General features: G+C 67.6%; 19 protein-coding genes and 1 tRNA gene. 12 read left to right on the plus strand and 8 right to left on the minus strand.

The window, feature by feature from the left end:
• Window positions 1–85: 85 nt before the first annotated feature.
• Complete coding sequence (locus DESTE_RS06060) at window positions 86–3,244, minus strand: PAS domain-containing protein (RefSeq protein ID WP_035066051.1); 3,159 nt, start codon at window positions 3,242–3,244, stop codon at window positions 86–88.
• A gap of 255 nt (window positions 3,245–3,499) precedes the next feature.
• Window positions 3,500–4,150: a DedA family protein gene (locus DESTE_RS06065; RefSeq protein ID WP_035066053.1), complete on the minus strand. Its 651-nt coding sequence runs from the start codon at window positions 4,148–4,150 to the stop codon at window positions 3,500–3,502.
• Between the two features lie 573 nt (window positions 4,151–4,723).
• Here DESTE_RS06065 and DESTE_RS06070 point away from each other — a divergent pair.
• From DESTE_RS06070 to DESTE_RS06090, 5 genes are all read left to right on the plus strand, one after another.
• Window positions 4,724–5,170, plus strand: a complete 447-nt coding sequence (locus tag DESTE_RS06070; protein WP_035066055.1) for a flavodoxin — start codon at window positions 4,724–4,726, stop codon at window positions 5,168–5,170.
• 136 nt (window positions 5,171–5,306) lie between these two features.
• Window positions 5,307–5,567, plus strand: coding sequence for a hypothetical protein (locus DESTE_RS18175; protein ID WP_035066057.1), 261 nt, complete (start codon window positions 5,307–5,309; stop codon window positions 5,565–5,567).
• Between the two features lie 601 nt (window positions 5,568–6,168).
• Complete coding sequence (locus DESTE_RS06080; protein ID WP_035066059.1) at window positions 6,169–6,873, plus strand: hypothetical protein; 705 nt, start codon at window positions 6,169–6,171, stop codon at window positions 6,871–6,873.
• Between the two features lie 421 nt (window positions 6,874–7,294).
• Window positions 7,295–7,555, plus strand: coding sequence for a hypothetical protein (locus DESTE_RS06085; protein ID WP_035066061.1), 261 nt, complete (start codon window positions 7,295–7,297; stop codon window positions 7,553–7,555).
• 302 nt (window positions 7,556–7,857) lie between these two features.
• Window positions 7,858–9,414 carry an L-lactate permease gene (locus DESTE_RS06090; RefSeq protein WP_035066063.1) on the plus strand — a complete coding sequence of 519 codons (1,557 nt, stop codon included), beginning with the start codon at window positions 7,858–7,860 and terminating at the stop codon, window positions 9,412–9,414.
• Between the two features lie 90 nt (window positions 9,415–9,504).
• Here DESTE_RS06090 and DESTE_RS06095 read toward each other — a convergent pair whose 3' ends face one another.
• Window positions 9,505–10,416, minus strand: a complete 912-nt coding sequence (locus DESTE_RS06095) for a sulfite exporter TauE/SafE family protein (protein WP_051384343.1) — start codon at window positions 10,414–10,416, stop codon at window positions 9,505–9,507.
• The gene (locus tag DESTE_RS06100; RefSeq protein WP_035066065.1) at window positions 10,413–10,877 is read right to left on the minus strand and encodes a carboxymuconolactone decarboxylase family protein; all 465 of its coding nucleotides are present in this window, start codon (window positions 10,875–10,877) and stop codon (window positions 10,413–10,415) included. The genes DESTE_RS06095 and DESTE_RS06100 overlap by 4 nt, the downstream gene beginning before the upstream one ends.
• Window positions 10,878–11,049: 172 nt before the next feature.
• Here DESTE_RS06100 and DESTE_RS06105 point away from each other — a divergent pair, with 172 nt between their 5' ends.
• The gene (locus tag DESTE_RS06105; protein ID WP_035066067.1) at window positions 11,050–12,078 is read left to right on the plus strand and encodes a LysR family transcriptional regulator; all 1,029 of its coding nucleotides are present in this window, start codon (window positions 11,050–11,052) and stop codon (window positions 12,076–12,078) included.
• Between the two features lie 222 nt (window positions 12,079–12,300).
• Here DESTE_RS06105 and DESTE_RS06110 read toward each other — a convergent pair whose 3' ends face one another.
• Window positions 12,301–13,737 carry a cytochrome c peroxidase gene (locus DESTE_RS06110; RefSeq protein WP_245590752.1) on the minus strand — a complete coding sequence of 479 codons (1,437 nt, stop codon included), beginning with the start codon at window positions 13,735–13,737 and terminating at the stop codon, window positions 12,301–12,303.
• Window positions 13,738–14,095: 358 nt separating this feature from the next.
• Window positions 14,096–14,182: transfer RNA gene (locus tag DESTE_RS06115), tRNA-Leu, on the minus strand.
• 392 nt (window positions 14,183–14,574) lie between these two features.
• Between DESTE_RS06115 and DESTE_RS06120 the strand changes: the two genes are divergently transcribed.
• From DESTE_RS06120 to DESTE_RS06145, 6 genes are all read left to right on the plus strand, one after another.
• A complete protein-coding gene (locus tag DESTE_RS06120; protein ID WP_156925279.1) occupies window positions 14,575–15,738 on the plus strand; it encodes a DUF1786 domain-containing protein in 1,164 nt (387 codons plus the stop codon).
• Window positions 15,739–15,853: 115 nt separating this feature from the next.
• A complete protein-coding gene (locus DESTE_RS06125; RefSeq protein WP_035066070.1) occupies window positions 15,854–17,158 on the plus strand; it encodes a phenylacetate--CoA ligase family protein in 1,305 nt (434 codons plus the stop codon).
• A gap of 172 nt (window positions 17,159–17,330) precedes the next feature.
• Window positions 17,331–17,840, plus strand: coding sequence for a DUF456 domain-containing protein (locus tag DESTE_RS06130; RefSeq protein WP_035066072.1), 510 nt, complete (start codon window positions 17,331–17,333; stop codon window positions 17,838–17,840).
• 274 nt (window positions 17,841–18,114) lie between these two features.
• Entirely contained in the window at window positions 18,115–18,915 is an 801-nt protein-coding gene (locus tag DESTE_RS06135; RefSeq protein WP_051384344.1) for an RNA methyltransferase, read from the plus strand.
• Window positions 18,916–19,218: 303 nt separating this feature from the next.
• Window positions 19,219–21,639, plus strand: a complete 2,421-nt coding sequence (locus tag DESTE_RS06140; protein WP_035066074.1) for a methyl-accepting chemotaxis protein — start codon at window positions 19,219–19,221, stop codon at window positions 21,637–21,639.
• A 173-nt stretch (window positions 21,640–21,812) separates the two neighbouring features.
• Window positions 21,813–22,259: an arsenate reductase ArsC gene (locus DESTE_RS06145; RefSeq protein ID WP_245590753.1), complete on the plus strand. Its 447-nt coding sequence runs from the start codon at window positions 21,813–21,815 to the stop codon at window positions 22,257–22,259.
• A 157-nt stretch (window positions 22,260–22,416) separates the two neighbouring features.
• Here DESTE_RS06145 and DESTE_RS06150 read toward each other — a convergent pair whose 3' ends face one another.
• Window positions 22,417–24,624 carry an HD domain-containing phosphohydrolase gene (locus DESTE_RS06150; protein ID WP_035066077.1) on the minus strand — a complete coding sequence of 736 codons (2,208 nt, stop codon included), beginning with the start codon at window positions 24,622–24,624 and terminating at the stop codon, window positions 22,417–22,419.
• 144 nt (window positions 24,625–24,768) lie between these two features.
• Complete coding sequence (locus DESTE_RS06155; protein WP_245590754.1) at window positions 24,769–25,911, minus strand: transglutaminase-like cysteine peptidase; 1,143 nt, start codon at window positions 25,909–25,911, stop codon at window positions 24,769–24,771.
• Window positions 25,912–25,986: the final 75 nt, after the last annotated feature.

The following is a 25,986-nucleotide window of genomic DNA, read 5'->3' on the forward strand; positions in this document are numbered from 1 at the left end:
GAACAGCACCAAAGAAACGGGGGATGGCGGCGGAACGCGCAGCACTCGCGCGGGCCGAAGGGAATTGCCGACGGCAAGGCCGCCGTCAGTTCATCAGCCGTTGCAGCACGCGGCGCAACACGTCGCGCTCCAGGGGCTTGGCGATGTAGTCGTCCATGCCCGACGCCAGAAACCGCTCGCGGTCGCCGCGCAGGGCATGGGCTGTCAGGGCCACGATGGGCGGGCGCGACCGGCCCGTGCTGTGCGCAAGGTCGTTGATGCGCCGGGCGGCCTCGGTGCCGTCCATCTCGGGCATCTGGATGTCCATGAGAATGAGGTCGTACTCCGCCTCGCCCGCCGCGCGCACCGCATCGGCCCCGTTCTCCACGCACACCGCGCGATGGCCTTCGCGTTCCAGCATGCGCTGTACGGTAAGCCGGTTGATCAGATCATCTTCCGCCACCAACACCCGCAGTGCACGCAGCTCTCCCAATTCCCCCAGCTTCAAAGACGCCGCCGCCGTGGCCGCGCGGCATTCCGCACAGGATTCCGGAGAGGCGGGGGCCGCTGAGCCGGCACGGAGAGTGCCGTCATGCACTCCACCGGGCGGTCCGTCGTGCTGCCTGCCGTTCACCCCGTTCACCCTGCCCAGCCCGTTCACGCCGTTGGTTCCGTTGACGGCGTCCACCTTGGGCAACGGCAGGCAGACATGGACGGAAGTGCCCACGCCCTCTTCGCTCTCCATGGTCATGGTACCGCCCATGCGCGCCACCAGGCGGCGCACGATGCCAAGCCCCAGTCCGGCCCCCTGATAGCGCCGGGTGGACGAGCCATCCACCTGGGCAAAGGGTTCGCAGACCACGGCCAGCTTTTCTTCCGGAATGCCGATGCCCGTGTCGCGCACGGTGAACAGCAGCCTGTCGCCGCCCACGGGGCAGGCCAGGATGTCCACCCCGCCCTGATGGGTGAACTTCACCCCGTTGGCCACCAGATTGTACAATATCTGGCGCAGCCGCGCCGCGTCGCCGCGCACCCGCCGGGGCAGCGCATCGACGATCAGGCCCAGCGCCAGTCCGCGCCGCCGGGCGGCAGGGTCCACCATGTCGGCCACCTGGCGCAGCACCCCCGCCGGGTCGAACGGCTCGTCGCGCAGGCCTGATCCGCCCGCGCCCAGCGCGGAAAGGTCCAGCAGGTCGTCGATGATACGCAGGAGGGCATGGCCGGATTCCACCGCCGTGCCCAGGTAGCTGCGCCGCTCCTCGCTCAGGTCTGGACCGTCCAGCAGTTGCAGCATGCCCAGCACCCCGTTGAGCGGGGTGCGCAGTTCGTGGCTCATGTTGGCCAGAAATTCGTCCTTGGACCGGCTGGCCGCCTCGGCCGCCTCCTTGGCCCGCCGCAACGAGACCATGGCCCGCCGCCGCGCGATGTGTTCCCACATGCCGTGCATGAACAGCTCCAGCTGGCGGCGGTCGGCCCGCTCGTAGGGCAGGTCCTTGTTGGCCACGCCCGCCACGGCCACCAGCCGTCCTTCTTCCAGCACGGGCACGGCCAGATGCCGCCACAGTGAAATGCCGCCCACGCGGTGGGCCGGTTCCGTTTCCGCCGTATTCACCGCGCCCATGGTACCGGGTGCGCCAGCCCCGCCTGCCGGGATGCCATTGCGGATTTCCGGCTGGCCGGTGCGCGCCACCTCGGTCCACGGCCCGGCCAGGGCCGCCCTTCCGCCCGTTCTGCCTTCCGTCCTTTCGTCCGGCCCGCCCTGCGGAGACACGCCGGAAACAGCGGCAGGCATCCCCGGCTCCGTCACCAGATGCGACCACAGCACGCCGTCCGCCGTCACCCGTCCGTCGTCCACCAGGGCAAGGTAGCCCAGTTCGCTGCCGGTCAGGCGCACGGCCTGCTCCAGGGCAAAGCGCATGATCGACCGTTCTGGCGCCGCGTCCATGCGCGACAGGCGGTGCAGGGCCGACAGCCGCGCCGCGCTCAGCCTGCGTTCGCGCCGGGCGTTGCGGCGTTCGGTGACGTCTGCGGCAATGATGGCGAACTGGCGTTCGCGCACCCGGTACACGGTCATCTCCAGCCACTTGCCCATGTTGCGGGAATAGCGTTCGGTATGCAGCGGCTCGCCGGTCAGGGCCACCCGGCCCAGCACCGCGATCCATGCCGGATCCTGCGGACCGAACAGTTCGCTGGCCGTGCGCCCCAGCACTTCTTCGGCCCGGCGGCCAGCCATGGCCTCGAAGGCCGGGTTCACCGTCAGAAACCGGAAATCCACAGGCCGCCCGGCGTCGTCCAGCAGCGCCTCGTGCACGGCGAAACTGGTGATCAGCTTGCGGAACAGGGTACGGAAATCATGCTCGGTGGAACGCTGGCGGGTCACGTCGCGCAGCAGACTGAGCACCGAGGCCACGCCCCCGTCCACCCCGCGCTCGGGCACCAGCCGCCAGTCGAACAGCACCCGCCCGGCGGGCCCGTGAAACACGTAGTCGGTCTGCACCGGACGGCCCGATTCCAGCACACCGCGCAACTGGCGTGCCCAGAATTCCGCCACCTGGGGGGCAAGGCCCAGTTCCGCCACCCCGCGCCCCATGAGCGCTTCCGGCGGCCCCAGGTAGGGACTGATGGCGGCGTTGACGTAGGTCAGGCGCAGGTCGCCGCCAAAGCGCATGATGATGTCCGGGGTGTTTTCCACCAGGGCGCGGTACTTTTCTTCTCCGGCGGCAAGGTTGGCCAGGGCCATGTAGCGTTCGGTGACGTCCTCGTAGATCAGCAGCAGGTCGCCCGAATCGGCACGGCTGATGAAGTAGTGACGCCAGCAGCCGCGTATCTTGTCGCTGTACAGGAAGGAGGGAAGATGCTCGGCAATGCCGCTGCGCCACGCACGGGCCAGGGCCTCGCGCAGGGTGGCGGCCACCGGGGCGGGCAGCAGACCGGACAGCAGGCTGCCGGTGCACTCCGCGCGGGTCAGGCAGCTCAGCCGTTCGCCCGCGGGGTTGATGTCCAGCAGGGTGAAGTCGGCGCAGTCGTCCCCATGGGCATGCACGGGGCGCAGCACCATCACGCCCGCGTTCATGTTGCGGAATACGCCGCGAAACAGTTCGGCGTCCCGGCGCGCCTGCTCCAGCGAACCGGCGGGCTGCCCGTCCGGACCAGCCGCCACGTTCTGCCCGGCCTGCCCCGACTGTTGATCGGCCAGTTCCGTCAGTTCCGCCAGCTCCGTGCCTTCCGGACATTCGCGGCTGCCCGCGCCATTTCCAGCCTGCATTGCATCGGCCCCTTGCGTCCTGCCGCGCCCGATTCCCCCCGAAACCGGCGCAGCCATATCCGACGATGTCACACTACTCAAAAGCCATGCAGCGTCAACGGGAAAACCGCACCAGTACGATGCGGTCCCGCAACATCACCCGGCGCACGCAAGGCAACCGACTGGCATCATGACGAACGCCGCACCCCGCCCATGCAGGCAGGATGCGGCGCAGGCAAGTAAAGAAGCATTCACTTACACACTGTACCCATGCCGTCAGCGTTCCCTGCGCAGCCTGGCCCGGACGTATTCCACCACGATGGGCAGCACGGACACTGCAATGATGCCGTAGACGACCAGACTGAAATTACGCTGCACCAACGGCATGTTGCCCAGGAAGAATCCTGCCGTCACCAGCAGGCCGACCCACAGCAGGGCGCCGCTGGCGTTGAACAGCAGAAATCGCCGGGCGTCCATGGCCGCCACCCCCGCCACGAAGGGCGCAAAGGTGCGCACCACCGGCACGAAACGGGCCAGCACGATGGCCTTGCCGCCGTGGCGTTCATAGAATTCGTGCGCCCGGTACAGGTGCTGGCGGTTGAGCAGTCGATAGTTCCTTTCGAACACCGGTGGGCCGATGTACCGTCCGATGCGGTAGTTCACGCCGTCGCCGATGATGGCGGCGGCCAGCAGCGTGATCGCCAGGGGGAAGTATTCCAGGTGCCCGGCCCCGGCGATGGTGCCCGCCGCGAAGAGCAGCGAATCACCGGGCAGGAACGGCGTGACCACCAGCCCCGTCTCGCAGAACACGATCAGGAACAGGATGGCGTAGGTGTACATGCCCCAGTTCGAAACCAGTTCGAACTGGTGCTTGTCCACGTGCAGCAGGAAGGAAGCAAAGGCGGAAAGAATGCCCAGGATGTCCACGGAAGGCTCCGGTGCCGGTATTTCGGCGCGTTGCGGTCTGGCCATGGCCGCGGGGATGCGGCCATGCCTCTCTACGCCACGCCGCGACCCCGCGCAAGCAGCGCGCAACATCCTCCAACAATTTGGAAAAACTTGCAAAATATGACTGCCCGCACCCAGTATGGCGTGGCGACCGAAAAGGAGTCCGCACGGTATCCGGCCTTTTTCACGAGGCGTTGCGCTTTTTACTTGAAAAGGATTTTCATTTTCACTATGATCCCTTCAACGAACAACCCACAACGACGCCCCACACATGCCCATGTCACTCCCACGCCTTCCAGCCTCCGGCCTTTCCCGCCCGTTCCGGCCTTGCAAACCGGGGCGGGCGAGGAATGCCATCCCCAGCGCGAACGCGGCGCACTCCGCGAGAGCCACGCGATCCGCACGTTGCGCACGCCCCCTCCGGCCCGCCCTGTCCACCCGGTCCGTCCTGTCCACCGGTCCCCACCTCCAGGCGGCACAGTGTAGTCGGGCCGCCTGACGGGTGGCCCGACACGGACACGCACACAGATACCATCCATCCGGAGGATTCCCATGGCCAACGTGCTCATCGTCTACGGTTCCACCACCGGCAACACCGCCTGGGTCGCCGAAACCGTCGGCCGCGACATCGCCGAAGCGGGCCACAGCGTCGAAATCCGCGACGCGGGCCAGGTAGAGGCGGAAGGCCTGTGCGAGGGCCGCGACCTCGTGCTGTTCGGCTGCTCCACCTGGGGCGACGACGAAATCGAACTGCAGGACGACTTCATCCACCTGTACGAATCGCTGGAAGCCACGGGAGCGGGCAAGGGCCGCGCGGCCTGCTTCGGCTGCGGCGACAGCAGCTACACCTACTTCTGCGGCGCGGTGGATGCCATCGAAGAGCGCCTGTCCGGCCTTGGCGCGGACATCGTGGCCGATTCGCTGAAGATCGACGGCGACCCGCGCACCATGCGCGACGACGTTGCCGCCTGGGCCGGGCGCGTGGCGGCCGCCCTGTAGGGCAGCCCGCGTTCGCACGCCCGTCCATCGTCGCGCCGTCCATCGTCACGCCCATGGCCCGGCTGTGCCCCGCCCGTCACCATGCCGGCGGGGCCAGCACGGCCCGCTGCATAGCAACCCCACGGAGGACCATGCCATGACCCTTGCCTGCTCCATCGGTTCCGGCCGCGTGGTGGCCCGGCGTTTTGCCGGTTCGCTGCGCCGCCTCATCACCAGTGACGACCGCAGGGAACACGATCTCGCCCTTACGGGGCGGCTCGGCCTTAACAGGGCGGACAGGGCGGACAAGGCGGACGGGGCGGACGGGGCGGACGGGGCTGACAGTGCCGACGCCCCCTGCGGAGCGGACGGGACAGCCCGGTCCTCCACGGCGGCCATGGCGCGCCACGGCGCGTGACGCGACAATACGGAACGGGCGGGACGGGACAGGCGGAACGGGGCGGCGTCTTGCCACCCGCCTTCCGCGCAGCACACCAGCCCATGACCGAGCCGGACGGGCGCAATACCGCACCGCCCGGCACCGGAGACACGCCATGAAAGACCTTGCCCTGCTCATCACCGCCGCGCTGCTGCTGGAAATCACCGTGGCCACCCTGCTGATGCGCTGACCCGCATCGCCCCTTCCCTGCGCCTGCCCTCCTCTCCCCGAACCATGGGGATGGCGCCGGGACCTTCTCCATGCACGCGGGGCACGGCCATTTCGCCCCAGTGGCGGCAGCCTTGCCCTTGTCGCCCGCACCAGCCTACCTCTGCCCCCTCCATATCCGTCCCACCTCGCCGACGGCACATCGCCGTCGCGCTCTCCGCCCGTGCCCGCCATTCCAACCGCTCCAGATCCCCAACATCAGCTTCTTTACATTTCTTAACCAAATCACGGGTTGAGCCGCGCCGGATGCGGACGATAGCATCTTCATGCACCGGCCCTGCGCGCCACGGGATGCGGCGGAGATCCGCACATGCCGACGCCCTTGGCGTGGCCGGGTATCCAGGAGATGAAAATGTTGCCAGCCACTGTCCGCACCGGAACCTGCGTGGCCCTGCTGCTGGCGGGCATGGCCCTTGCCGCCGTGACCGCCCGTGCCGTGGGGCCGTTGCACGCCGTCTTTAGACCCGACGCCCGACTTGACGCCGGGCACGACTACGGGCCCCCGCCCCCGCCGCCCCCGGCTTTCCTGAGCATGGGGCTTCCCCCGGCGCCGCCGCCCGCCTTCTCGGCAGGCGTTCCCTATGGCTCCCCGCCACCGCCAACGCCGCCCACGGCGGAACAGCGTTCGGTCATCCGGGACATCCGCGCCGCGTTCGCCGCACGCTTCGACGCCTTGCGCCAGGAACAATACGCCGCATGGGTTGCGCTGGAAGCCGCGCTTACCCGCGACACACCCGACCCGGATGAAACCGCCCGCAACGCCAGCACCCTGCGAGACGTGACCGCAAAACAGCAGGATCTGGCCATTGAAATGCGTCAGCGCATCATCCGGGAAACGGGCATCCGCACTCCGCTGCCCGGCCACCTGCCCCCGCCGCCGCCCGCGGGCATGGCGGGCAATGTCGCCCCTTCTGCGCACCGAGGTCCTGCCCCCGGCATGACACCGGACGGGACGCCCGCCCCCGGCGCCAGCCCTGATGCGGCCACAGACATCGGCGCGCCACCCACCGGGCCTCAGGGCGCACAGCCGCAGCATCCCGCCCCGCCACCGGCGTAAGGCCCGGCAGACATTTGCCGTCCGGCACCCCGGCCCCACCGTGCGGGGCCAGTGCCGGATACGGCCAAGGCGCGGCGTTCCGGTGGTCGGAACGCCGCGCCCCATTCTCACGCGCCCCATTCTCACGCATCCGTCACCCGGCGCGATGCACCAGCGGCAGCACCCCGCCACCCCATCCCACAGCGCTCACGTTTTTGTGATTTCAAAGCTTTTCCGCTTGCCTTCCCACCCGGTCCCGCCTATTCTCGCTCCCATCCCGCCGAGTAGCGCTTCGCATGTTTGCAGCGCCGCTCTCGGAACAAGCCGCAGCCGCCCCACACCCCGCGCCGCACGACATGGCCCGGGCGCAAAGGATGGCGCGGCCCCATGGAAGACATGGCCACGCCATGTCCTGGCCCCCGACAGCGTACGCAGGTACCGCATGACCGCCAGCACCGAACACCGCCCCGCAACGCGGCCCACCATGGCCGCCGCGCCCAATGCCCCCCTTCGTCCGGCGCAGGACCCCGCCGACGCGGGCCGGGGATCGGTTTCGGCTTCCGTGGCCCTTTCCGCCCCGTGTGCCAAACGCACCGTGACCGCTTCGTCCCGCCAGCCCCTGGCCGCCACTCCTGAAGTATTCCTGGCGCCCCGTTCCACCGGGGCGTTTTTTTACTTCTATTACGTTTGCCGGGCAGCTTAGGCGGGCGTCTCGCATGGCATGCATGGCCGGGCGCACCGCAGGTGCACCCGGCTTTTTTCATGCCGCGCGGCAGCCATGACCGTAACGCCACGAAAGGAAAGGTACATGACCACAAGGATTCGGCCACAGCAGCCCGCACACCCCGCCAGCGGCAGGCGTCGCCCCATGGCCGCCGCAGGCACGGGACGCGGGACACCGCAGGCCGACCGGCCCGCAACGGCACGCCGCACCGGACATGTTCCGGCAATGCCGCTCCGCCGCCGGGACCGGTAGGAACATTTCACGAGGAGGTCCAGCACCCCATGTATGCCCTGTCCGTTCTGCTTGCCTTCATGCCCGTCATCGCCATTTTCGTGCTGCTGCTCGTGTACCGGGTGGCGGCGGACACCGCCGGGTACATCGGCTGGGCAGTGGCCGCCGGCATCGCCTGGCTGTACTTCGATACCGCGCCCACGGTCATCCTGCTGTCCAGCGTGGCGGGCCTTGTGGCCTCGCTGCCCATTGCCCTGGTCATGTCCGCCAGCATCCTGCAGATCACCGTCATGCAGGAAACCGGGGCCGTGTCCCGCGTGGTGGCGCTGATGAAAAGCGTGGCCCCCGGCCAGCAGGCCGTGCAGATCATGCTGATCAACGTGGGCTTCGGCATCCTGCTCACCTCGCTGGGCGCGGTGACGGTGTCCATCCTGCCGCCCATCATGCTGGCGCTGGGCTATTCCACCTTCGCGGCCATCATCCTGCCCGCGCTGGGCTACGACGCGCTGTGCACCTACGCCCTGCTGGGCATCCCCGCCGTGGTCTACGCCAACTTCGTGGGCCTGCCGGTGACCGAGGTGGGCGGCTACTTCGCCCGGTTCATGCCCGCCATCTCCACCTGCATCGCCCTCGGCATGCTGTACCTTACCGGCGGCATGAAGATGGTGCGCGAAGGCATCGTGCCCGCGCTCATCGCGGGCGTCACCGCCGGCGTGGTGGCCATCTTCATGGCCAGGCTGGGCCTTGTGACCATTACCGGCATTGCCGCGGGCCTTACCGTCATCGTGGCGCTGATGCTGTACATCCGCCTGACGGGCCGCCCCCTGCGCGACCGCACCCTGCTGAACGAGGCCGATCTGGCCGCCGAGCGTCGGCATTCGCTGGCCGCCGCCTGCTCGCCGTGGATCATCCTGACCGTGGTCTCGCTGATTCTCAATGCGCCGTTCCTGCCGTTCTTCGACCTGACGTTCAAGCAGTGGTCCATGCCGCTGGAGATCATCCCCAAGTCGCCGGAGCGGCTGCGCATCTTCTGGCAGGCCTACTTCTGGGTGCTGGTATGCACGGCGGCGGCGCTGCCCTTCCTGAAGGCCACGCGCCAGCAGGTGACCACATCGCTGGTCAAGGCGGGCAAGCGCGCCGGGCGACCGTTCATGTCGGCGTCGGTGTTCTTCGCCATCGCCTACGTCATGAACCATTCCGGCAAGGGGGCAGACTGGACCCTGGCCCAGCCACTGCACAACATGGTCTACGTCATGGCCGACGCCTCGGCCATGCTGTTCGGCAAGATGTACCCCTTCGTGGCGCCCTACCTGGGCCTGCTGGGCGGGTTCATCAGCGGCTCGGAATCGTCGTCCATCGCCATGCTGACCAAGCTGCACCTGTCCACCGCCGAAAAGATCGGCGCGTCGGGGCTGGTCATCGCGGCGGCCAGCGGCATCGGCGGCGGGCTGGCCAGCGTCATTTCGCCCGCCAAGCTGCAGAACGCGGCGGCCAGCATCGACCGCATCCGCGAGGCGTCGCAGGCCATCCGGCCCGCGTTCGTCATCTCGGTGCTGATCACCACGGTGTGCGCGGTCATGACCCTGTTCTGGGCATTTCCGAGCTAGTCGCCCGCAAAGGCAACGACAAAGGCCGGGAGCGTTCGCGCTCCCGGCCTTCCTTGTTGCCGCCCCGGCGGCGGGCGGACAAAACCATGGCTACCCCAGCCCCGCCACGCGCCACAACAGTCCCGCTCCGGACACGGCGAACAGCCCCAGCAGCACCTTGCGGAAGGCGGCCTCGTCCAGGCGTCCGAAGCACAGGTGCCCCCCGTACAGTCCTGCCGCCAGCGCGGGCAGCCCGGCGCAGAACAGCAGCAGCACCCGCCCGGTGATCTCGCCATGCAGCCCCTGCGCCCCCACGATGCCCACCCCGGCCAGCAGGAAATACCCGGCCAGGGTAGCCTTCAGCGCGTGACGGCCCCAGCCCTGGCGCATGGCCCAGGCCACCACGGGCGGGCCGTTGATGCCCACCGCCGCGCCCAGCGCACCGCTGACCAGCCCCACCGCCACGGTGACGGCATGGCGCAACGGCCTGCCCGCCACATGTGCGGATGGGGCTGGGGCGCTCCCGCCGTCAGCTGCCGACGCGGTGCGGGCCGCGAATACGGTGAAGGCCAACACCATGGCCCCCAGCAGGCCTTCCAGCCACGCCTCCGGCGCCACGGACAGCAGCCTGCCCCCCACGGCCATGCCCGGCAGCGAGGTGAGCAGCAAAGCCATCAGCGGTCCACGCCGCACATGTTCGAACATGCGCCCCACCAACGCCACGTTGATGGCCAGCGCCATCAGGCAGCCCAGCGGCACGGCCACCCGCATGCCCAGCACGGCCACCAGCAGGGGCAGGGCAATGACCGTGGAACCGAACCCGGCAAAGCCCTGGGTGAACCCGGCGGCCATCGCCGCAGCGCTTACCGCGCCCAAGGTGCGCATGTCGCGCAGGCCCTGCAGGTCAGGCATGTCAGACAGTCCGTGCAGTCCGTGCAGATCGGGCAGCGCGGGAAAGGTGGCTTGCAGTGTGGCGGTCAGACCGCCCGCAAGGGATGCGGCCTGCGCGAGCATGTCGGTCATGCCGCGCCCTCGCCGCCGGATGCGGGTTGCCCGGCGCCCATGGCCGCGGCATCGGACGCGCCAGTCACGGCGCCCCCCCGACGCGCAGCGATGTCCGCCTTCACCCGCTCCGGCCATTGCGCCCCGAACAGATCGTCCATGACCTCCAGCGCGAAACGGGCCGACACGGTGGCCGGACCTCCGCCCATCTCGATGCCCACTTCCACCGCTTCCAGCATCTCGGCAGGGTCAGCGCCGGCGGCAGCCGCCTGTTCGATGTGCCACTGCATGCACGAGCGGCAATCCAGAACCACGGAAATTCCCACGGCAATCAGTTCCTTGTGGCGTTTCGTCAGCGCGCCGTCCGCATAGGCGGCCCGCTCCATGTCCAGAAAGGCGGCGTACACGGGCGCGCCCGATGCCGCAAGCCGCGCATGGGCGCGTTTGCGCTGCACGGTCAGCGCGCGCAGTTGGTCGTTCATGGCATGCTCCTTCAATTCGAATTCACCGAACACCAAGAGGCAGGCAAAGCCCCTTGCCAGTATTGATACGCCGTGCCACGATGCAGGACAAACGAATCGTCATGAAGCTTCGGTTCATGAAAATCGAACGGCATGTGCACGAGGACTGTGCGCACAATCAAAGGGACACCTCGTGGACATCCGCCACCTGAAGACCTTTCTGGCCGTGGCCGCCGGGCTCTCGTTCCGCAAGGCGGCGGAGTCGCTGCACTACGCCCCTTCCACCGTCACCGCGCAGATTCGTGCGCTGGAAGAGGATCTGGGCGCGCCGCTGTTCGAACGGACGGGCCGCCGGGTGCTGCTCACCGACCAGGGGCGGCGGCTGCTGCCCCGCGCCCGGCGCATCGCCGAAATGGCCGATGACACCCGCCGCGCCGTTACCCACGACGCCGATTCCGGCGAGCTTTCCGTACGCATGTCGCAAAGCCTCGGCATGCTCTGCCTGCCGGAGGCGTTGCGCCGCTTCCGCGCGCGCTTTCCGGCCACGCGGGTGCGCGTGGCCACGGCCTCGCGCCACGGCCTGGCGGCAGACCTGCGCCACGGCGAGGTGGATCTGGCCCTGCTGCTGGGCCGCCCCTTTGCCGCCGATGGCGTGGACATGGAAACCCTGCGCCGGGAACCGCTGGTGTGCATCGCAGCGCCCGGATCGCCCCTTGCCGCGCTGGACCGGGTGACGCCCGCCGACCTGGACGGCCAGCCGCTGGTGCTCACCCGGCACGTATGGAGCCTGCGCCCCGCCATCGAACAGGCCCTGGTCGCCGCCCACGTGCAGCCGGGATCCGTGCTGGAATGCTCCAGCATCGTCATCGTCAAACGATGCGTGGCGGCGGGGCTGGGCGTGGCCGTGGTGCCGCTGTGCGCCGTGCGCGACGAGGTGGACCGGGGCGAACTGCGCGCGCTGGACGCTGCCGGGCTGGCAGATACGGCATTGGCAGATACGACATGGACGGATACGACACGGGCGGATGTGTCCCCAACGGATGTGTCCCCAACAGATGCGGCCCAGGCGGATGCGGACGTGGCGGATGCGGCCCAGGCGGCTATCCCCGGCACGCGCGCCACCCTGACCGTCCCGGTGCTGCTGGCCCTGCCATCCCGGCGGCAGGTGCCCGCCGCTGCCGCCTTTTTTGCCGGGATCCTGCGCGACCTGTTCCGGCCCTGACCACCCACCTGACCGCCCGCCTGACCGCCCACCTGACCGCCCGCCTGACCTGCCCGATCCACACATTGTCCGGCGCATCTGGTGGCACCCCCGACAGTACCCCGGCGACGCACCCGCCGCCTCCTCCTCCCTGCACCACGCGGAAAGGGCGGAACGGGATGTCCGTTCCGCCCTTGTTCGTCTTGCTCCGTTCCGCAGCCGTCGACCTCCTGCCGCCAGCGGCTACTTGGCCACGGCAACGCCGGTCAGCGGCTTGCCCTTGTATTCGCCGGTCAGCGTGCGCAGAAAGGCCACGATGAGCGCGCGGTCGCCTTCGGGAATGGGCATGCCGGACAGGTAGGTGCCCATGATGCGCACGGCGTCGTCCAGGGTGGTCACGGTGCCGTCATGCATGTAGGGCGAGGTCAGCTCGATGTTGCGCAGGTTGGGCACCTTGAAACGGTGCAGGTCTTCGGGCTTCTTGGTGAAGTCCTTCAGGCCCGAGTCAGAGCCCAACGGATTGCCACGGTCCTTGAAGTAGTCGGCCTTCAGGTCCGTATATTCGAACGACTGGCCGCCCACGGCCTTGCCGACGTGGCAACTGGAACAGCGGTACGCCTTGAAGCGCTGGTAACCATCCAGTTCCGCCTGGGTCAGGGCCTTGTCGTCACCCTTCAGCCACTTGTCGAAGCGGCTGTTGGGGGTGATCAGGGTCTTTTCGTACTCGCCGATGGCGTCGGTGATGCCCGCCGCGCTCCAGCCACCGGGATACAGGGCCGCGTATTCCGCCGTCAGGTCCGCATCGGTCGCCAGCTTGGCGATGATCTCCTGCCAGTCCTTCGACCCCATCTCGATGGGGTTCAGCGGCGGGCCGCCCGCCTGTTCCTGCAAGTCCGCCGCACGTCCATTCCAGAACTGGCGGGTGTTGAACACGGCGTTGAAGGTGGTGGGGGCGTTGATGTCGCCGAACTGCTTGCGAATGCCTTCCGCGAAGCGACGGTTGTCGGTACCCGCCTTGTCCTCGGCGTGGCAGCCGGAACAGGCCAGAGTGTTGTCCGACGACAGGCGCTTGTCGTTGAACAGCCGCTCGCCCAGGGCCACCTTGCGGGCATCGGTGGGCAACGATTCGGGCAGGGGCTGCAACGGCTCGTTGGCACGGCTGGGCGCGGCGCCGGTGGCATAGTGGGACGCACGCGTACCCGCCACCCATTCCAGGATGGCCTTGCGGTCTTCGGCGTTCAGGCGGCTGCCCCAGTGCACCGCCGTGAACTTGGCCGGGGGCATGGTTTCGTTCAGCACCACCCATTCCATCTTGGCGATGGTGGCCTCGCCCACGGGCTTGACCGCATCAGCCCCTTGGCCGGAACCCGGAACGGCGTCGACCAGTTCCAGGTTCAGGTCCATGGCGCGCAGCCCGTCGCGAAAATCCTTCTCGATCATCTGCTTGATGCCGGGCACTTTGGCGTAGAACGGCAGGTCGTAATCGCGGCTGTGGCAGGCCATGCACTTGTCGCGCACCACCTCCGACACCTGCCTGAACTTGGCCATTTGCGGCACGCCCTTCACCGGCTGCTTGTCCCCAGCCCCCTTTTCGACGGCCGCCGCGTGCGCACCGGGCACCGAGTACAAGGTGGGCGCGGCAAACCCCATGGCCGCCGCAATGGTCCAACCCGCCAACATCCATGCTGCTCCCTTTCGCATCATCGCCTCCTTGCGCGGACATCCGCATGCCCACGGTCTGTGCGAAACCTCACGAGCGTCGCCATCTTCCAGGCCTGTGCCGCGAGGTCGCCGGGTTCGATAACACCCTGGATCATTTGATGACCCCAGTCGTTGAGGGGACTATATCGAAAATCAGCATTTTAGCAATAGTAATTATTACCAATATTAGCCCACCACATTAATCAAACAACATACTGATATTAAAAAATAAAACTCCACATTGCCGCCAGCGCCTTGTTCCTTTTTTCCCACATCTGCGCGTCTGGGCGCAATAAAGAAGAGGCCGCAACGTTTCCGCTGCGGCCTCTTCGAAATATGGTGCCGAGGAAGGGACTCGAACCCTTACAGGATTTCTCCCACTACCCCCTCAAGATAGCGTGTCTACCAATTCCACCACCTCGGCACGGGGAACGACCGTATAGCGCTGGACAAGCCGGATTGGCAAGCACTTTCTGCCGTTTTTCCGCACCTTCGGTGCCGATGCGCGCCAAACCGGCGGCGCGGCACTGCCGCAGCCGTCCTCCCGCTGCCACGGGACGCGGCGAAGCGCTGCCCTCTCCCTTCCTCCTGCGTCTCCCCCCTGAGGCCCAGGGCTGTCCGGCCCCGGCATGCGACGTCGCGCGCCTCCCTCGCGCCCTCAGCGGCTTGCGGTGGTTGCGGGTTTGCATGTACTGTCGGGCCCTGCCTTCATCCGCCGCCGCAGCGGCCCTTTCCGGCAGCCCGCACGGGCCGCCATGCCGCGGCACGGCCTGCGTTGCCGCAGCCACCCCGAACCCACATGAACAATACCCGCGCATGAACATACCCAACTTTCACCCCGCCCCACAGGCCCGGAACAGTTTCGCCCCCGCCCAGACCGCGTCCACTCAGACCCCAGCCGGCGCAGCCCCCGGCCCCGGCAGCATCCTGTGCCTGGACATCGGCAGCGGCACCCAGGACGTGCTGCTGACCATGCCCGGCCTGAACCCGGAAAACTGGCCGCGTTTCGTGCTGCCCACGCCCGCCCGCCGGGTGGCCAGGCGCATCGCCGAGCTTACCGCCGAGGGCCGTCACATCTGGCTGCACGGCGAGAACATGGGCGGCGGGTTCTTCGGCTCTGTGAAGGCCCACGTGGCCGCCGGGCTGCGCATGGCCGCCCACCCGGAAGCCGCCCTGGCCCTGCACGACAACCCGGAGCGGGTGCGCGCCTTTGGCGTGGACATTGCCGATTCCTGCCCTGCCGGGTTCGCCCCGGTACGTCTGGCCGATTACGAACCCGGCTTCTGGCGCGCCCTTCTGGATACCTGCGGCCTGCCGCAGCCGCATCTGGTGGTGGCCGCCGCGCAGGATCACGGGCACCATCCGCAGGGGTCCAACACCGTGGGCCGCTTCGAGCTGTGGCGCGACTTTCTCAGCAACTCCGCCGACGGACAGTCCGGTGACGGCCAGGCAGGCGCCAACCCGGCCAGCCTGATCTACGACGTACCGCCCCCCCAGTTCACCCGCCTGGCCACCCTGCAGCGGGCCATCGGCGGCGGTCCCGTGGCCGATACCGGCGCAGCCGCCGTACTGGGCGCGCTGGCCCTGCCCGAAGTGCAGGCCCGCAGTGCCCGCGAAGGGGTGCTGGTGGTCAACGCGGGCAACAGCCACACCATCGCCTTTCTGGTGTTCCGCCAGCGGGTATGGGGCGTGTACGAGCACCACACCGGCATGCTGACCACCGAAAGCCTGCTGCACGACCTGAACGAATTCCGCCTGTGCTGGCTGCCCGACGAACAGGTGCGGGCCGCCGGGGGCCACGGCAGCGCTTTTGCCCCGGACATCCCGCCGGAGACGGAGGGCTTTCGCCCCGCCTTCGTGCTGGGGCCCCGCCGCGAAATGCTGCGCGGGCACGGCCAGTTCATTGCCCCGCACGGCGACATGATGCTGGCGGGCTGTCACGGGTTGCTGCACGGCCTGGAACTGCGCGGCGGCGCATAGCCCCCGCGCGACAAGCTTGCCCCACCCGCAACACGCGCATTCGCAGCGCCTGCCGGGCACACGGATTTCTCGGCCAACACGGCCCGCCACGCGGGCAACCATAAAGAGGGGTGCCATGGAATTCTTCGACATCGCCGAAACCTGGAGCCGCGAGGCCATCACCGCCGCCCAGATCGTCCGCCTGCGCAACACCGTGGAGCAGGCCATGAAGTCGCCCTTCTACGGCCAGCGGCTGAAGGAGGCGGGCGTTACTCCCGGCTCCATCCGGTCGCTGGACGATGTGCGGCGCATCCCGCTTACCAGCAAGGACGACCTGCGCGCCCAGTACCCCGGCGGCCTGATCTGCGTGCCCAAGTCGGAACTGGTGCGCATGCACGCCTCCAGCGGCACCACCGGCACCCCCACCGTGGTCTATCACACCCAGGCCGACCTCAATTCCTGGGCCGACCTGATGGCCCGCTGCATGCACATGGTGGGCATCCGCCGCGAGGACGTGTTCCAGAACATGGCCGGGTACGGCCTGTTCACCGGCGGCCTCGGCATCCACTACGGCGCAGAGCGCCTGGGCTGCCTGACCATCCCCGCCGGGGCGGGCAACACCCGTCGCCAGGTCAAGCTGGTGCGCGACTTCAAGACCACCGTGGCCCACATCATCCCCTCGTATGCGCTGTATCTGGGCGCCGCCCTGCGTGACGAGGGCGAAGACCCCGCCGCCCTGCCCCTGCGCATCGCCCTCATCGGCGCAGAACCCCACACCGAGGAAGCCCGCCGCCGCATCGAGGACATGCTGGGCCTGAAGGCCTACAACTCCTACGGCCTGTCCGAGATGAACGGGCCCGGCGTGGCCTTCGAGTGCGTGCACCAGAACGGCCTGCACGTATGGGAAGACGCCTACATCGCCGAAATCATCGACCCCGTCACCGGAGAAGCCGTGCCCGACGGCGAGGTGGGCGAACTGGTCATGACCACCCTGTGCCGCCAGGGCATGCCCGTGCTGCGCTACCGCACCCGCGACCTGACCCGGTTCCTGCCCGGCGAATGTCCCTGCGGCCGCGTGCACCGCAGGCTCGACCGCATCCTGGGCCGCGCTGACGACATGCTCATCGTCAAGGGCGTGAACATCTACCCCATGCAGGTGGAGCAGGTGCTCATGGGCTTTCCCGAAGTGGGCCAGAACTACCTCATCGTGCTGGAGCGCGACGACTTCCGCGACGTGCTGCGCGTGAAGGTGGAAATCCGCGACGAATACTTCGAGGAAGACATGCGCAAGCTGCACGGCCTGCGCGAACGCATTACCCGCCGCATCCACGACGAAATCCTGGTCACCCCCAAGGTGGACCTGGTCCAGCACAACAGCCTGCCCAAAAGCGAAGGCAAGGCCCAGCGCGTGCAGGACCTGCGCGAACGCCCCGCGTTGTAAGGCTACGATACTTCTGTTGAAAGCAATGCGGGGGAGGGGGGGAAACTTTTCCAAAAGTTTCCTCCCCTCCCCCGCACCCCCACCCCTCCTTCAAAACGTTTCAATTAGGGCGCATTGATAACGGCATGGCCTGCCGGTTGCCCCGATCCCATACCTTAACAACCAAATCACCATGGACTACATTCTCGCCACCCTGTGCATCATCGTGCTGTTCGGCATGATCGGCCTCAACGTGTTCGGGCTGCCGGGCAACTGGCTGGCCGTGGGCGTACTGGCGCTGTGGAAGCTGCTGGCTCCCGCCGCGCCGGGCATGGACACGTGGTTTTTCGTCACGGTCATCGGAGCGGCCGCCGTGGGCGAGGTGCTGGAATTCGGCGTGCAGCTGCTGGGCGGCAAGCGGTACGGCTCCACCGGTCGGGGCAACCTGGGTGGCATTCTGGGGGCCATCGCCGGGGCCATTCTGGGGGCACCCTTCCTGTTCGGCCTGGGCGCGCTGCCCGGCGCGCTGGCCGGGGCGTGGTTCGGCTGCTACCTTGCGGAACTGAGCCACGGTCGCCCGCGCGATGCGGCCCGGCAGGCCGCCTGGGGCGCGTTCGTCGGCAAGTTTCTGGGGCTGTCGCTCAAGTTCGCCGCCGGGGCCGTGGTTGCGGTCATGGGCTCGGGGCAGGTCTGGCCCGCGTAGCCCCCTTTGCTCAACGGGCCAAATATAAAGTTTGAAGAGGGGAATGGGGGTTTGGGGGAAAGGGGGATAAACTTTGCGGAAGCCGTTAGGCGAGCGCGAAGATCGACCCAAAGGGCGCGAAGCGTGGCCGTTGGCGAGCTTTCGAGCCGTACGGCCATCGTACGCAACGCGCGAGGCTTACGGATGGCGACCGCAACGCGCAAAGTTTCTCCCCTTTCCCCCAAATTCTCCCCTATCCTGTCTTTCCCAACCCAACCTTCTTCCCCAAACAAAAATGCTGCACAACCTGACGGTGGTACTGGTAAAGACCCGGTTTCCGGAAAACGTGGGCATGGTGGCCCGGGCGTGCGCCAACATGGGCGCGCGCGACATCGTGCTGGTGGACCCGGAACGCTGGAGCGAAGACGCAGGCGACCCGGCCAAGGCGGTGCCGCTGGCCACGCCCAAGGGGCAGGACATCCTGTCCGGGGTGCGCGTGGTGGCCACGCTGGCCGAGGCGGTGGCCGACTGCGCGGTGGTGTTCGGCACCACGGCGCGCACGGGCGGCTGGCGGCGCGAACTGCTTTCGCCGGAGCGCGCGGCGGCAGAGGCCTGCCCGGTGCTGGCCGGGGGCGACCGGGTAGCCGTGGTGTTCGGCCCGGAAGACCGGGGGCTGACCAATGACGAAATCGAACACTGCCACCGCCTGCTGACCATCCCCACTGCGCCGGAGGCCTCGTCGCTGAACCTGGCCCAGGCGGTGCTGGTGGTGCTGTACGAATGCCTGAAGGGCGCATCGGCGCATCCCTTCCGCCCCGGTCCGGCCCCGGATTCGCGCCTGGCCAACCATGCGGAACTGGAACTGCTGCACGACACCCTGCGCGACACCCTGCTGGCCATCGACTACCTGCGCGCCGACAATCCGGACTACTTCATGATGCCGGTCCGCCGCTTTCTGGGCCGCACCCGGTTGCGCCGCCACGAATTCGACCTGGTCATGGGCGTGTGCCGCCAGGTGAAGCGCATGGCCACCCTGGCCCACACGCACCTCGCCACGAAAGGCCCCGCCCTGGACGATACCGGCGCCACGAGCTGACCCTGCCGCCAAGGCACCCTTCCGGCGCTCTGCGCATTCCTCTTTTCAGACACGCCCCACATAACGGCCCGGCACCCCACCGGGCCGTTGTGCGTTGGTTCGATACCGTACATAGCCGCCCTACCCTGGCTCGCGGCACCGCATCACTGCGTGTTTACCCTTTAATTCAAGTATATTGAAAGCTCACTCAAATATCCACGTACGCAAAAATCGATTGACCTCTTGTGAAAAATGGTGCAACCCCCCATCGGAGAAGTGGGGCCTTACGTACCTATGGGGGACCGTCAACGGGAGGCGACGACAATGCGGCTAGACACACTCAGGATTACCACCAAGATGTATTCCGGAGTCATCGTGGTGGTGTTGTGCACCATCGTGTTTCTGTCCGGCCTGGTGGCCTGGCGCACCCAGGGCACGCTGGACAGGCTGGGGCACGACAATCTTGCCGGGTTCATGGACACCATGTGCGACGTGGCCGCCATGCAGGACCGCATTGGCGGCGAAGCCCTGCACAACAGCCTGGAAGCGCTGGCCACCTCGTTGCTGGGCCAGGGCGAACTGCACGTCAGCATGTCCAACGCCGCCACGCATACGGTGGCGGACCAGACCACCGGGGCCACATCCAGCGTAGCCGTGCCGGACTTCGAACTGAGCAGTGACGGCATGCCCCTGCCCTTCTCTCCCAACGCGCTGGTCGAGCGGCACAAGCGCACCGTGGGTTCGGACGCCACGCTGTTCTCGCTGCTGCCCGGCAAGTTGCTGCGCGTGGCCACCACCATCACCGATGCCCAGGGCAAGCGCGCCATCGACACCTACATTTCCGATTCCAGCCCGGTGTACAAGGCCATTGCCGCAGGCAACGACTACACGGGCCGGGCCACGGTGATGGGCAAGGCCTTCCGCACCCATTACCGCCCCATAAAGGACGCCTACGGCAAGATCGTCGGCGCGCTGTTCGTGGGCGAGCCCCTGCTTTCCGAATCCTTCCGCACCTTGTTCGGCCAGGCCAAGGTGGGTGGGCGCGGCTACACCTTCATTTTCACCCCGGACGGCACCCGCGTGCTGCACCCCACCCGCACCGGCACCAACATTCAGCAGGACGCCTACGGCAGGCAGATGATGGAAACCCGCAACGGGTTCCTGGAATGGGAATACCAGGGCCACAAGGTGGGCTACGTGCGCTATTTCGAGCCGTGGGACATGTATCTGGCCGTGGCCATGACCCGCGACGAGATGTTGCAGGGTGCGGATACCGACATGCTGCGCTGGACGGCGGGCGGCGGCGTGGCCGCGCTGGCGCTGGCGGTGCTGTTCGTGTGGCTGCTGGTGCGCGAACTGATGAAACCCATGGGGCAGCTGGCCGCCTATGCCCGCACCGTGGCGGCGGGCGATTTCTCGGCCACCATGCGCTACGCGGCGCGCGACGCCGTGGGCGACACCATTGCCGCCGTCAACGCCATGGTTGCGGAAATGAAGAACAAGCTCGGCTTCACCCAGGGCGTCCTGAACGGCATGACCATGCCCTTTGCCATCAGCGCGCCGGACGAGAAGGTGCTGTTCACCAATGACGCGCTGGTGCACCTGCTGGAGCGGCCCGGCACCCCCGGGGACTGGGAGGGCAAGCAGCTGGACCGCTTCGTGTACGGCCGCGACGTTGACGACATGGCCACCCGCCGCTGCCTGAAGAACGGCAGCGCCGAATGCAACCTGAGCGTGGACCTGACCACGGAGACCGGCAAGACAGTGCACGCCCAGGTGGACGTGGCCCCGCTGTACGACCTTGACGGCACGCTCATCGGGGCTTTCACCATTTACGCCGACGTCACCGACCTGCGCACCCAGCAGACCCGCACCGAGGCCCAGCACGCCGCCATCACCCGCGTGGCGGAACAGGCCGACGCCATAGCCCGCCAGGTGGCCACCGCCGCGGACGAACTGGCTACCCAGGTGCAGGACGCCAACGGCGGCGCCGACAGGCAGCGCGCCCGCGCCTCAGAGACGGCCACCGCCATGGAACAGATGAACGCCAGCATGCTGGAAGTGGCCCACAATGCCTCGCAGGCGGCGGCCAATGCCGAGGGCGCACGGGCCAAGGCCGACGAGGGCGAACACCTGGTGGCCGACGTGGTGCAGGCCATCACCGGGGTGCGCGATCTGGCCGTGGACCTGCGTTCCAACATGGAAGGGCTGGGTCGCCAGGCCGAGGACATCGGCCGGGTGATGCAGGTCATCGAGGACATCGCCGACCAGACAAACCTGCTGGCGCTGAACGCCGCCATCGAGGCGGCCCGCGCCGGTGACGCCGGGCGCGGATTTGCCGTGGTGGCCGACGAGGTACGCAAGCTGGCCGAAAAGACCATGGGCGCCACCCGCGAGGTGGGCCAGGCCATCGCCTCCATCCAGTCCGGCGCGCGCGACAACGTGCAGGCCACGGCTGCCGCAGTGGAGGCGGTGATGCGTTCCACCGAGCTCACCGAAAAATCCGGCGGTGCCCTGAAGGAAATCGTGGCCATGGTGGACCAGACCGCCGACCAGGTACGCTCCATCGCCACTGCGTCGGAAGAACAGTCCGCCGCCAGCGAACAGATCAGCCGGTCCACCGAAGAGGTGAACATGATCGCGCAGGACACCGCGCAGATCATGTCCCGCTCGGCCACGGCAGTGAACGATCTCGCCGGGCTGGCGGGCGACCTGCGCCGCCTGACCGCCGAAATGCGCGCCTGATCACGAAAGGGAGCAGGCTCGCGAACATGCCCCCGACGGGGGACATGCACGGGGAGCAGGCACAGGCATTGCCGATTCCAGCGCCGGAGCTTCAGGCCCCGGCGTTTTTTCCTGGCGACACCGTTTCGTCACGCAAGCATGCCATTTTGCCAAAAAACCAAATGGAGGCCGCCATGCATGCCGTCCGAGTCCTGTTCCTTTGCGTGCACAATTCCGCCCGCAGCCAGATGGCCGAAGCCTTTCTGCGCAAGCACGGGGGCGAGGCCTTTCTGGCGGAAAGCGCGGGGCTGGAACCCGGCCCCCTCAATCCGCTGGCCGTGCAGGCCATGCAGGAAGTGGGCATCGACATCTCGAACGCCACGGCCCGCTCGGTGTTCGAGCTGTTTCGCCAAGGCCGCATGTACGACCATGTGGTCACCGTGTGTGCAGAGGGTGAATCGCAGTGCCCCCTGTTTCCCGGCGCAGTACGCCGCCATCACTGGCCCTTTGACGACCCTGCCGCGCTCGTCGGTGATGAAGAGCAGCGCATGAAGGCCGCCCGCATCATACGCGACGCCATCGAAGCGCGGGTGAAGGAATTCGTGGCATCGCTGCCCCCCACGCCTCATTCCCAGGCCTGATTCCGTCCAGCCTTCACAACGTCGGGGCGCGCCCAACGACAGCCTGCCCCAGCCGTGGACGCTGGAACCGTGTACGCAACATGAAAGGGGGACGCCGCATGGCGCCCCCCTTTCCTGCTGTTTCCTTCCGCCACGCGGTGGGCGGAACGCGTTTTCTCTAAGCCTCGCCGTTGCTTCCGTTGGTGGCCGCACCGCCAATCTGGCCCAGCAGGCGCTCGCCCGCCGGGGTGTCCAGCATATCGCGCAGGGCGTGCACCACGTTCACGTCGTAGCTGTCGGTCTGGCTTTCCAGGGCGTCCAGCACCTTTTCCAGCGGCAGGGCCGGACGGTACGAACGGGGCCGCAGCATGGCGCAGAAGGCGTTGGACACGGCCAGGATGCGGGCGTGGGCGGATATCTGCTCGCCGGAAAGGCCCTCCGGATAGCCCTTGCCGTCCTGCCGTTCGTTCATCTGGATGATGGCGGGCAGTACCGGCAGATCGAATTCGATGGAGGACAGCACGTCGCGCGCGTATTCCACGTGGCGCTCCATCTCCTGCTTTTCCTGCGCCGTGAGCTTGCCGGGCTTGTTCAGGATGTCGCGCGGCACGAACATCTTGCCCACCTGCGAGAGGTTGGCCGCCGCTTCCACCGTGGCCACGTCGCGCTCGCCAAGGCCCATGGCCCGCGCGGTCAGGCTGGCCGCAATGCCCATCAGCCGCGAATGGCCCGCCAGATACGGGTCGGTCTGCTCGATGGCCCGCACCAGCGCGTCGATGGTCTGCTGCACCACCCGGCGGTTGCGTTCCTGCGCCTCGACCAGTTCGGTGATGTCGTGGAACACCGAAACCACGCCGCGCACCTGCCTGCCGTCGGGGCCGAACAGCGGGGCCTTGACGATCTGGAAGTGCCGCTTGCGCGATTGCAGGTACACCACCTCGTTCACCGTGGCCGGGTCGCCGCCCATGAGCACCTGGGCGTCGGGCGCGGTGATGCGCCGCGCGGTGTCGAAGCCGAACACCGCCTGCATGTCCATGCCCAGCAGTTCTTCGAGGCTGCGCCCCACGGCACGGGCAAAGGCCCGGTTGACGTACTGGAACACGCTCTGGTCGTCGGTAAGCGAGACGGGGTGCGTCATGGCCGAGTTGATGCCGTCGAGAAGCTGCTTCTGGTCGTCGATGACCTCAAACAGCGCCTTGAAGTCACGGGCGATCTCCCGCTGCTCGCGCCCCACCAGCCACCACCACAGCGAGGCCAGCATGACCACCAGCAACAGGGTGCACAGCACGGCCAGCCCCACCACGGTGCGCTCGCGCTCGGCCAGGCGGGCCAGTGCGAGATCGGCGGGAATTTCCTCCACGGTCCACCATTCGAGGTTGGGCACCTTGCGCCCGGTGGAGTACACTTGGGTGCCGCTGTCCACGGATGCGCGCCGCATGAAGGGCAGGTCGCCGGTTTCGGCAAAGGCGGGCGCGGGCACGTTCTTCAGCCCTTCCTGGGCCGAAGGGGCGATTTCCTCGAAACCGTGCGGAGTGCGCTGCACCAGACGCGACACCTGCCCCTTCTCCACCAGCGGCGAGGCAGCCAGAAACTCGCCCACCTTGCCGGAGATGATCTTGGACAGCATCAGCACCGCCACGGGCCGCGCGCCGGTGGCCGCCTCGAACTGGGGCGGCAGGATGGGCATGAACAGGTCCAGCACCAGCCCGGTCTGGGTGGAGCGGGCGTGCGAGAAGAGCATCCTGCCCGTTTCCAGCACGGTGCGGATGGCGGCCTGCTGGTCTTCGTTCAACGGCACGGGGGTGGCGTCGGTGGAAATGTAGGTCTGGGCGCGGGTGTTCACGATACGCCCGGACACGAAGTCGGAATAGGTCACGAACTCGCGCAACAGATTGCGCATCAGCGGCAGTTGCGCGGCCAGTTGCGAGATGTCGTCATCACCCTGGGGGGCGTCCGGCTTGCCGCCGCTCTTGCCGGGCTGGGTGCTGCCCGCGTCCTGACCTGGCCCCTGACCTGGCCCCTGACCTGGCCCCTGACCTGGCCCCTGACCTGGCTTATTCAGCAGCAGGCCCACGTCGCCTTCCAGCTGATTCACTTCCGAAGCGAACAGCCGGAACAGGTCGGCATTGATCAGCCGTGCGCCCTGTTCGGTCATGGAATCCAGCCACAAGGTCACGGATTCCACGCGGGCCAGCGTGAGCACGGACTGGCGCTGGGCAATGTCCGCCTCCAGCTTGTGCCGTGCGTCGGAGATGTTCCAGTAGGCGCCCACCGTGGCGGCTGCCACGGTAACCCCAAGCACCACGATGCCGAACCACAGAAGCCGCGAGCGGCCGGCTGGTCTGTCGCGGTCCGGCGTGCCTGTCGATGCGCTGTTCTCTGCCATGGGTCCTCCGCGGTCTAGAGCGAATTTTCAATCGGGGCGGGCGACGCATTTCGCGCCACCTGGGATTTTCGACAGACGTTTTCAATGCTGAAGCACTCCAGGGAGTGTTTCCAAAATACGGCGAAAGGACAATTCGGGACTGCCCTACTGCATTCTTCGGGTGCCCGGGCCACCTCTGGTCGGAATATGCGCCCACCGGTATTGTTCGTTTATGGAGTACTGCGGCACGTAGTGCCCGTAACGCTTGTGCGACAGCACCACGTTGGACAGGTTGTCCAGCACGTAGGCGTCGCCACCCGTGTATACCACCAGAATGGCATGGGCCAACCGGCGGATGGAATCCAGCAGAATGACGATGCGCATGTCCGAAGCGGGCACGCCAAGCTGCTTCAGGGCGAAATACTTGGTTATGGCGTAGTCTTCGCAGTCACCCGACTTGCGCAGGAACTCGATGGGCGCCGCCCAGTAGTCCACCACGCCCCATACTTCGCTGTCCAGCCGGTAGGGCCACTGGTTGAACAGGGAATTCACGTTGCGCAGCTTGTCCATGGTGGACAGGTCACGCCATTCGGCCTTCAGGGCGCCCCACAGGGCGTTGCGCCCGCCCAGTGCCCGTTCCGGAATCAGCCCCGGCGTCTTGCGGTCCACGTTCAGCACCCGGTCCCACTTGGGCAGATTCTTCAGCGGCCCCCGGAATTCTATGGTGTTGAACAGCCGGATGCCGCGCGACGCCGACGATGTGCCCTGCCGGGGTTCGGCGGCCTGGGCGGATTCTGCCGCCTGTCCGGCCTGTCCGGCCTGTCCCGCCTGTCCCGCCTGTCTCGCCTGCCCGGCCTGTCTGGCTTGTCTGGCCTGTTCCGCCTGGGCCACCAGGGGCGCATCGGGCAGACCCACCGGAGCCGTTTCCGCAGTCTCCGTGTCCGCCGTTTCCGCCGTTTCCGCCGTGTCCGCCGTGTCCACAGCCACCGGGGGCGTTCCCTTTCCGTCGGCGGCATCGGCTCCGTCCACCTTCGGGGTTAGCGGAAGCTCGTCGGGCCTGTCCCCCACTTCGGCCACATCCGCCACATCGGCCACATCCGCCACATCGGGCCTGTCGGGCCTGTCGGGCGTATCGGCAACAATGCGCGTTGCCTGTACGGCCGTGTCCGCACGGGCTCCGTCCCGTGCCGGTTCGACGGCATCCCGGGTGGCCTCTGTCACCGCACCGCGCACCTCACGAGTGGCGGGCACCTCGGGAGTAACGGGCGCACCGGCGCGTGCGGCGGTATCCTCATTCTTCGCCTGCATCGGTGCGGCCTTGGGGGATGCGCCCCCCGCCATGGCCGCGTCGGGCTGTGCTGCGCCCCACGGTCCAACGCCCGC

The sequence above is a fragment of the Nitratidesulfovibrio termitidis HI1 genome (genome assembly GCF_000504305.1).
GTDB classification, from domain to species: domain Bacteria; phylum Desulfobacterota; class Desulfovibrionia; order Desulfovibrionales; family Desulfovibrionaceae; genus Cupidesulfovibrio; species Cupidesulfovibrio termitidis.

What these genes read in the sequence shown, in the direction of transcription:
- DESTE_RS06070 (WP_035066055.1), top strand. Translation starts at nt 4,724, where the DNA reads ATGGCCAACGTGCTCATCGTCTACGGTTCCACCACCGGCAACACCGCC.
- DESTE_RS06145 (WP_245590753.1), top strand. Translation starts at nt 21,813, where the DNA reads ATGCATGCCGTCCGAGTCCTGTTCCTTTGCGTGCACAATTCCGCCCGC.
- DESTE_RS06110 (WP_245590752.1), bottom strand. Translation starts at nt 13,737, where the DNA reads ATGTTGGCGGGTTGGACCATTGCGGCGGCCATGGGGTTTGCCGCGCCC.
- DESTE_RS06095 (WP_051384343.1), bottom strand. Translation starts at nt 10,416, where the DNA reads ATGACCGACATGCTCGCGCAGGCCGCATCCCTTGCGGGCGGTCTGACC.
- DESTE_RS06060 (WP_035066051.1), bottom strand. Translation starts at nt 3,244, where the DNA reads ATGCAGGCTGGAAATGGCGCGGGCAGCCGCGAATGTCCGGAAGGCACG.
- DESTE_RS06080 (WP_035066059.1), top strand. Translation starts at nt 6,169, where the DNA reads ATGTTGCCAGCCACTGTCCGCACCGGAACCTGCGTGGCCCTGCTGCTG.
- DESTE_RS06150 (WP_035066077.1), bottom strand. Translation starts at nt 24,624, where the DNA reads ATGGCAGAGAACAGCGCATCGACAGGCACGCCGGACCGCGACAGACCA.
- DESTE_RS06120 (WP_156925279.1), top strand. Translation starts at nt 14,575, where the DNA reads ATGAACATACCCAACTTTCACCCCGCCCCACAGGCCCGGAACAGTTTC.
- DESTE_RS06090 (WP_035066063.1), top strand. Translation starts at nt 7,858, where the DNA reads ATGTATGCCCTGTCCGTTCTGCTTGCCTTCATGCCCGTCATCGCCATT.
- DESTE_RS06085 (WP_035066061.1), top strand. Translation starts at nt 7,295, where the DNA reads ATGACCGCCAGCACCGAACACCGCCCCGCAACGCGGCCCACCATGGCC.
- DESTE_RS06125 (WP_035066070.1), top strand. Translation starts at nt 15,854, where the DNA reads ATGGAATTCTTCGACATCGCCGAAACCTGGAGCCGCGAGGCCATCACC.
- DESTE_RS06140 (WP_035066074.1), top strand. Translation starts at nt 19,219, where the DNA reads ATGCGGCTAGACACACTCAGGATTACCACCAAGATGTATTCCGGAGTC.
- DESTE_RS18175 (WP_035066057.1), top strand. Translation starts at nt 5,307, where the DNA reads ATGACCCTTGCCTGCTCCATCGGTTCCGGCCGCGTGGTGGCCCGGCGT.
- DESTE_RS06130 (WP_035066072.1), top strand. Translation starts at nt 17,331, where the DNA reads ATGGACTACATTCTCGCCACCCTGTGCATCATCGTGCTGTTCGGCATG.
- DESTE_RS06155 (WP_245590754.1), bottom strand. Translation starts at nt 25,911, where the DNA reads ATGCAGGCGAAGAATGAGGATACCGCCGCACGCGCCGGTGCGCCCGTT.
- DESTE_RS06135 (WP_051384344.1), top strand. Translation starts at nt 18,115, where the DNA reads ATGCTGCACAACCTGACGGTGGTACTGGTAAAGACCCGGTTTCCGGAA.
- DESTE_RS06100 (WP_035066065.1), bottom strand. Translation starts at nt 10,877, where the DNA reads ATGAACGACCAACTGCGCGCGCTGACCGTGCAGCGCAAACGCGCCCAT.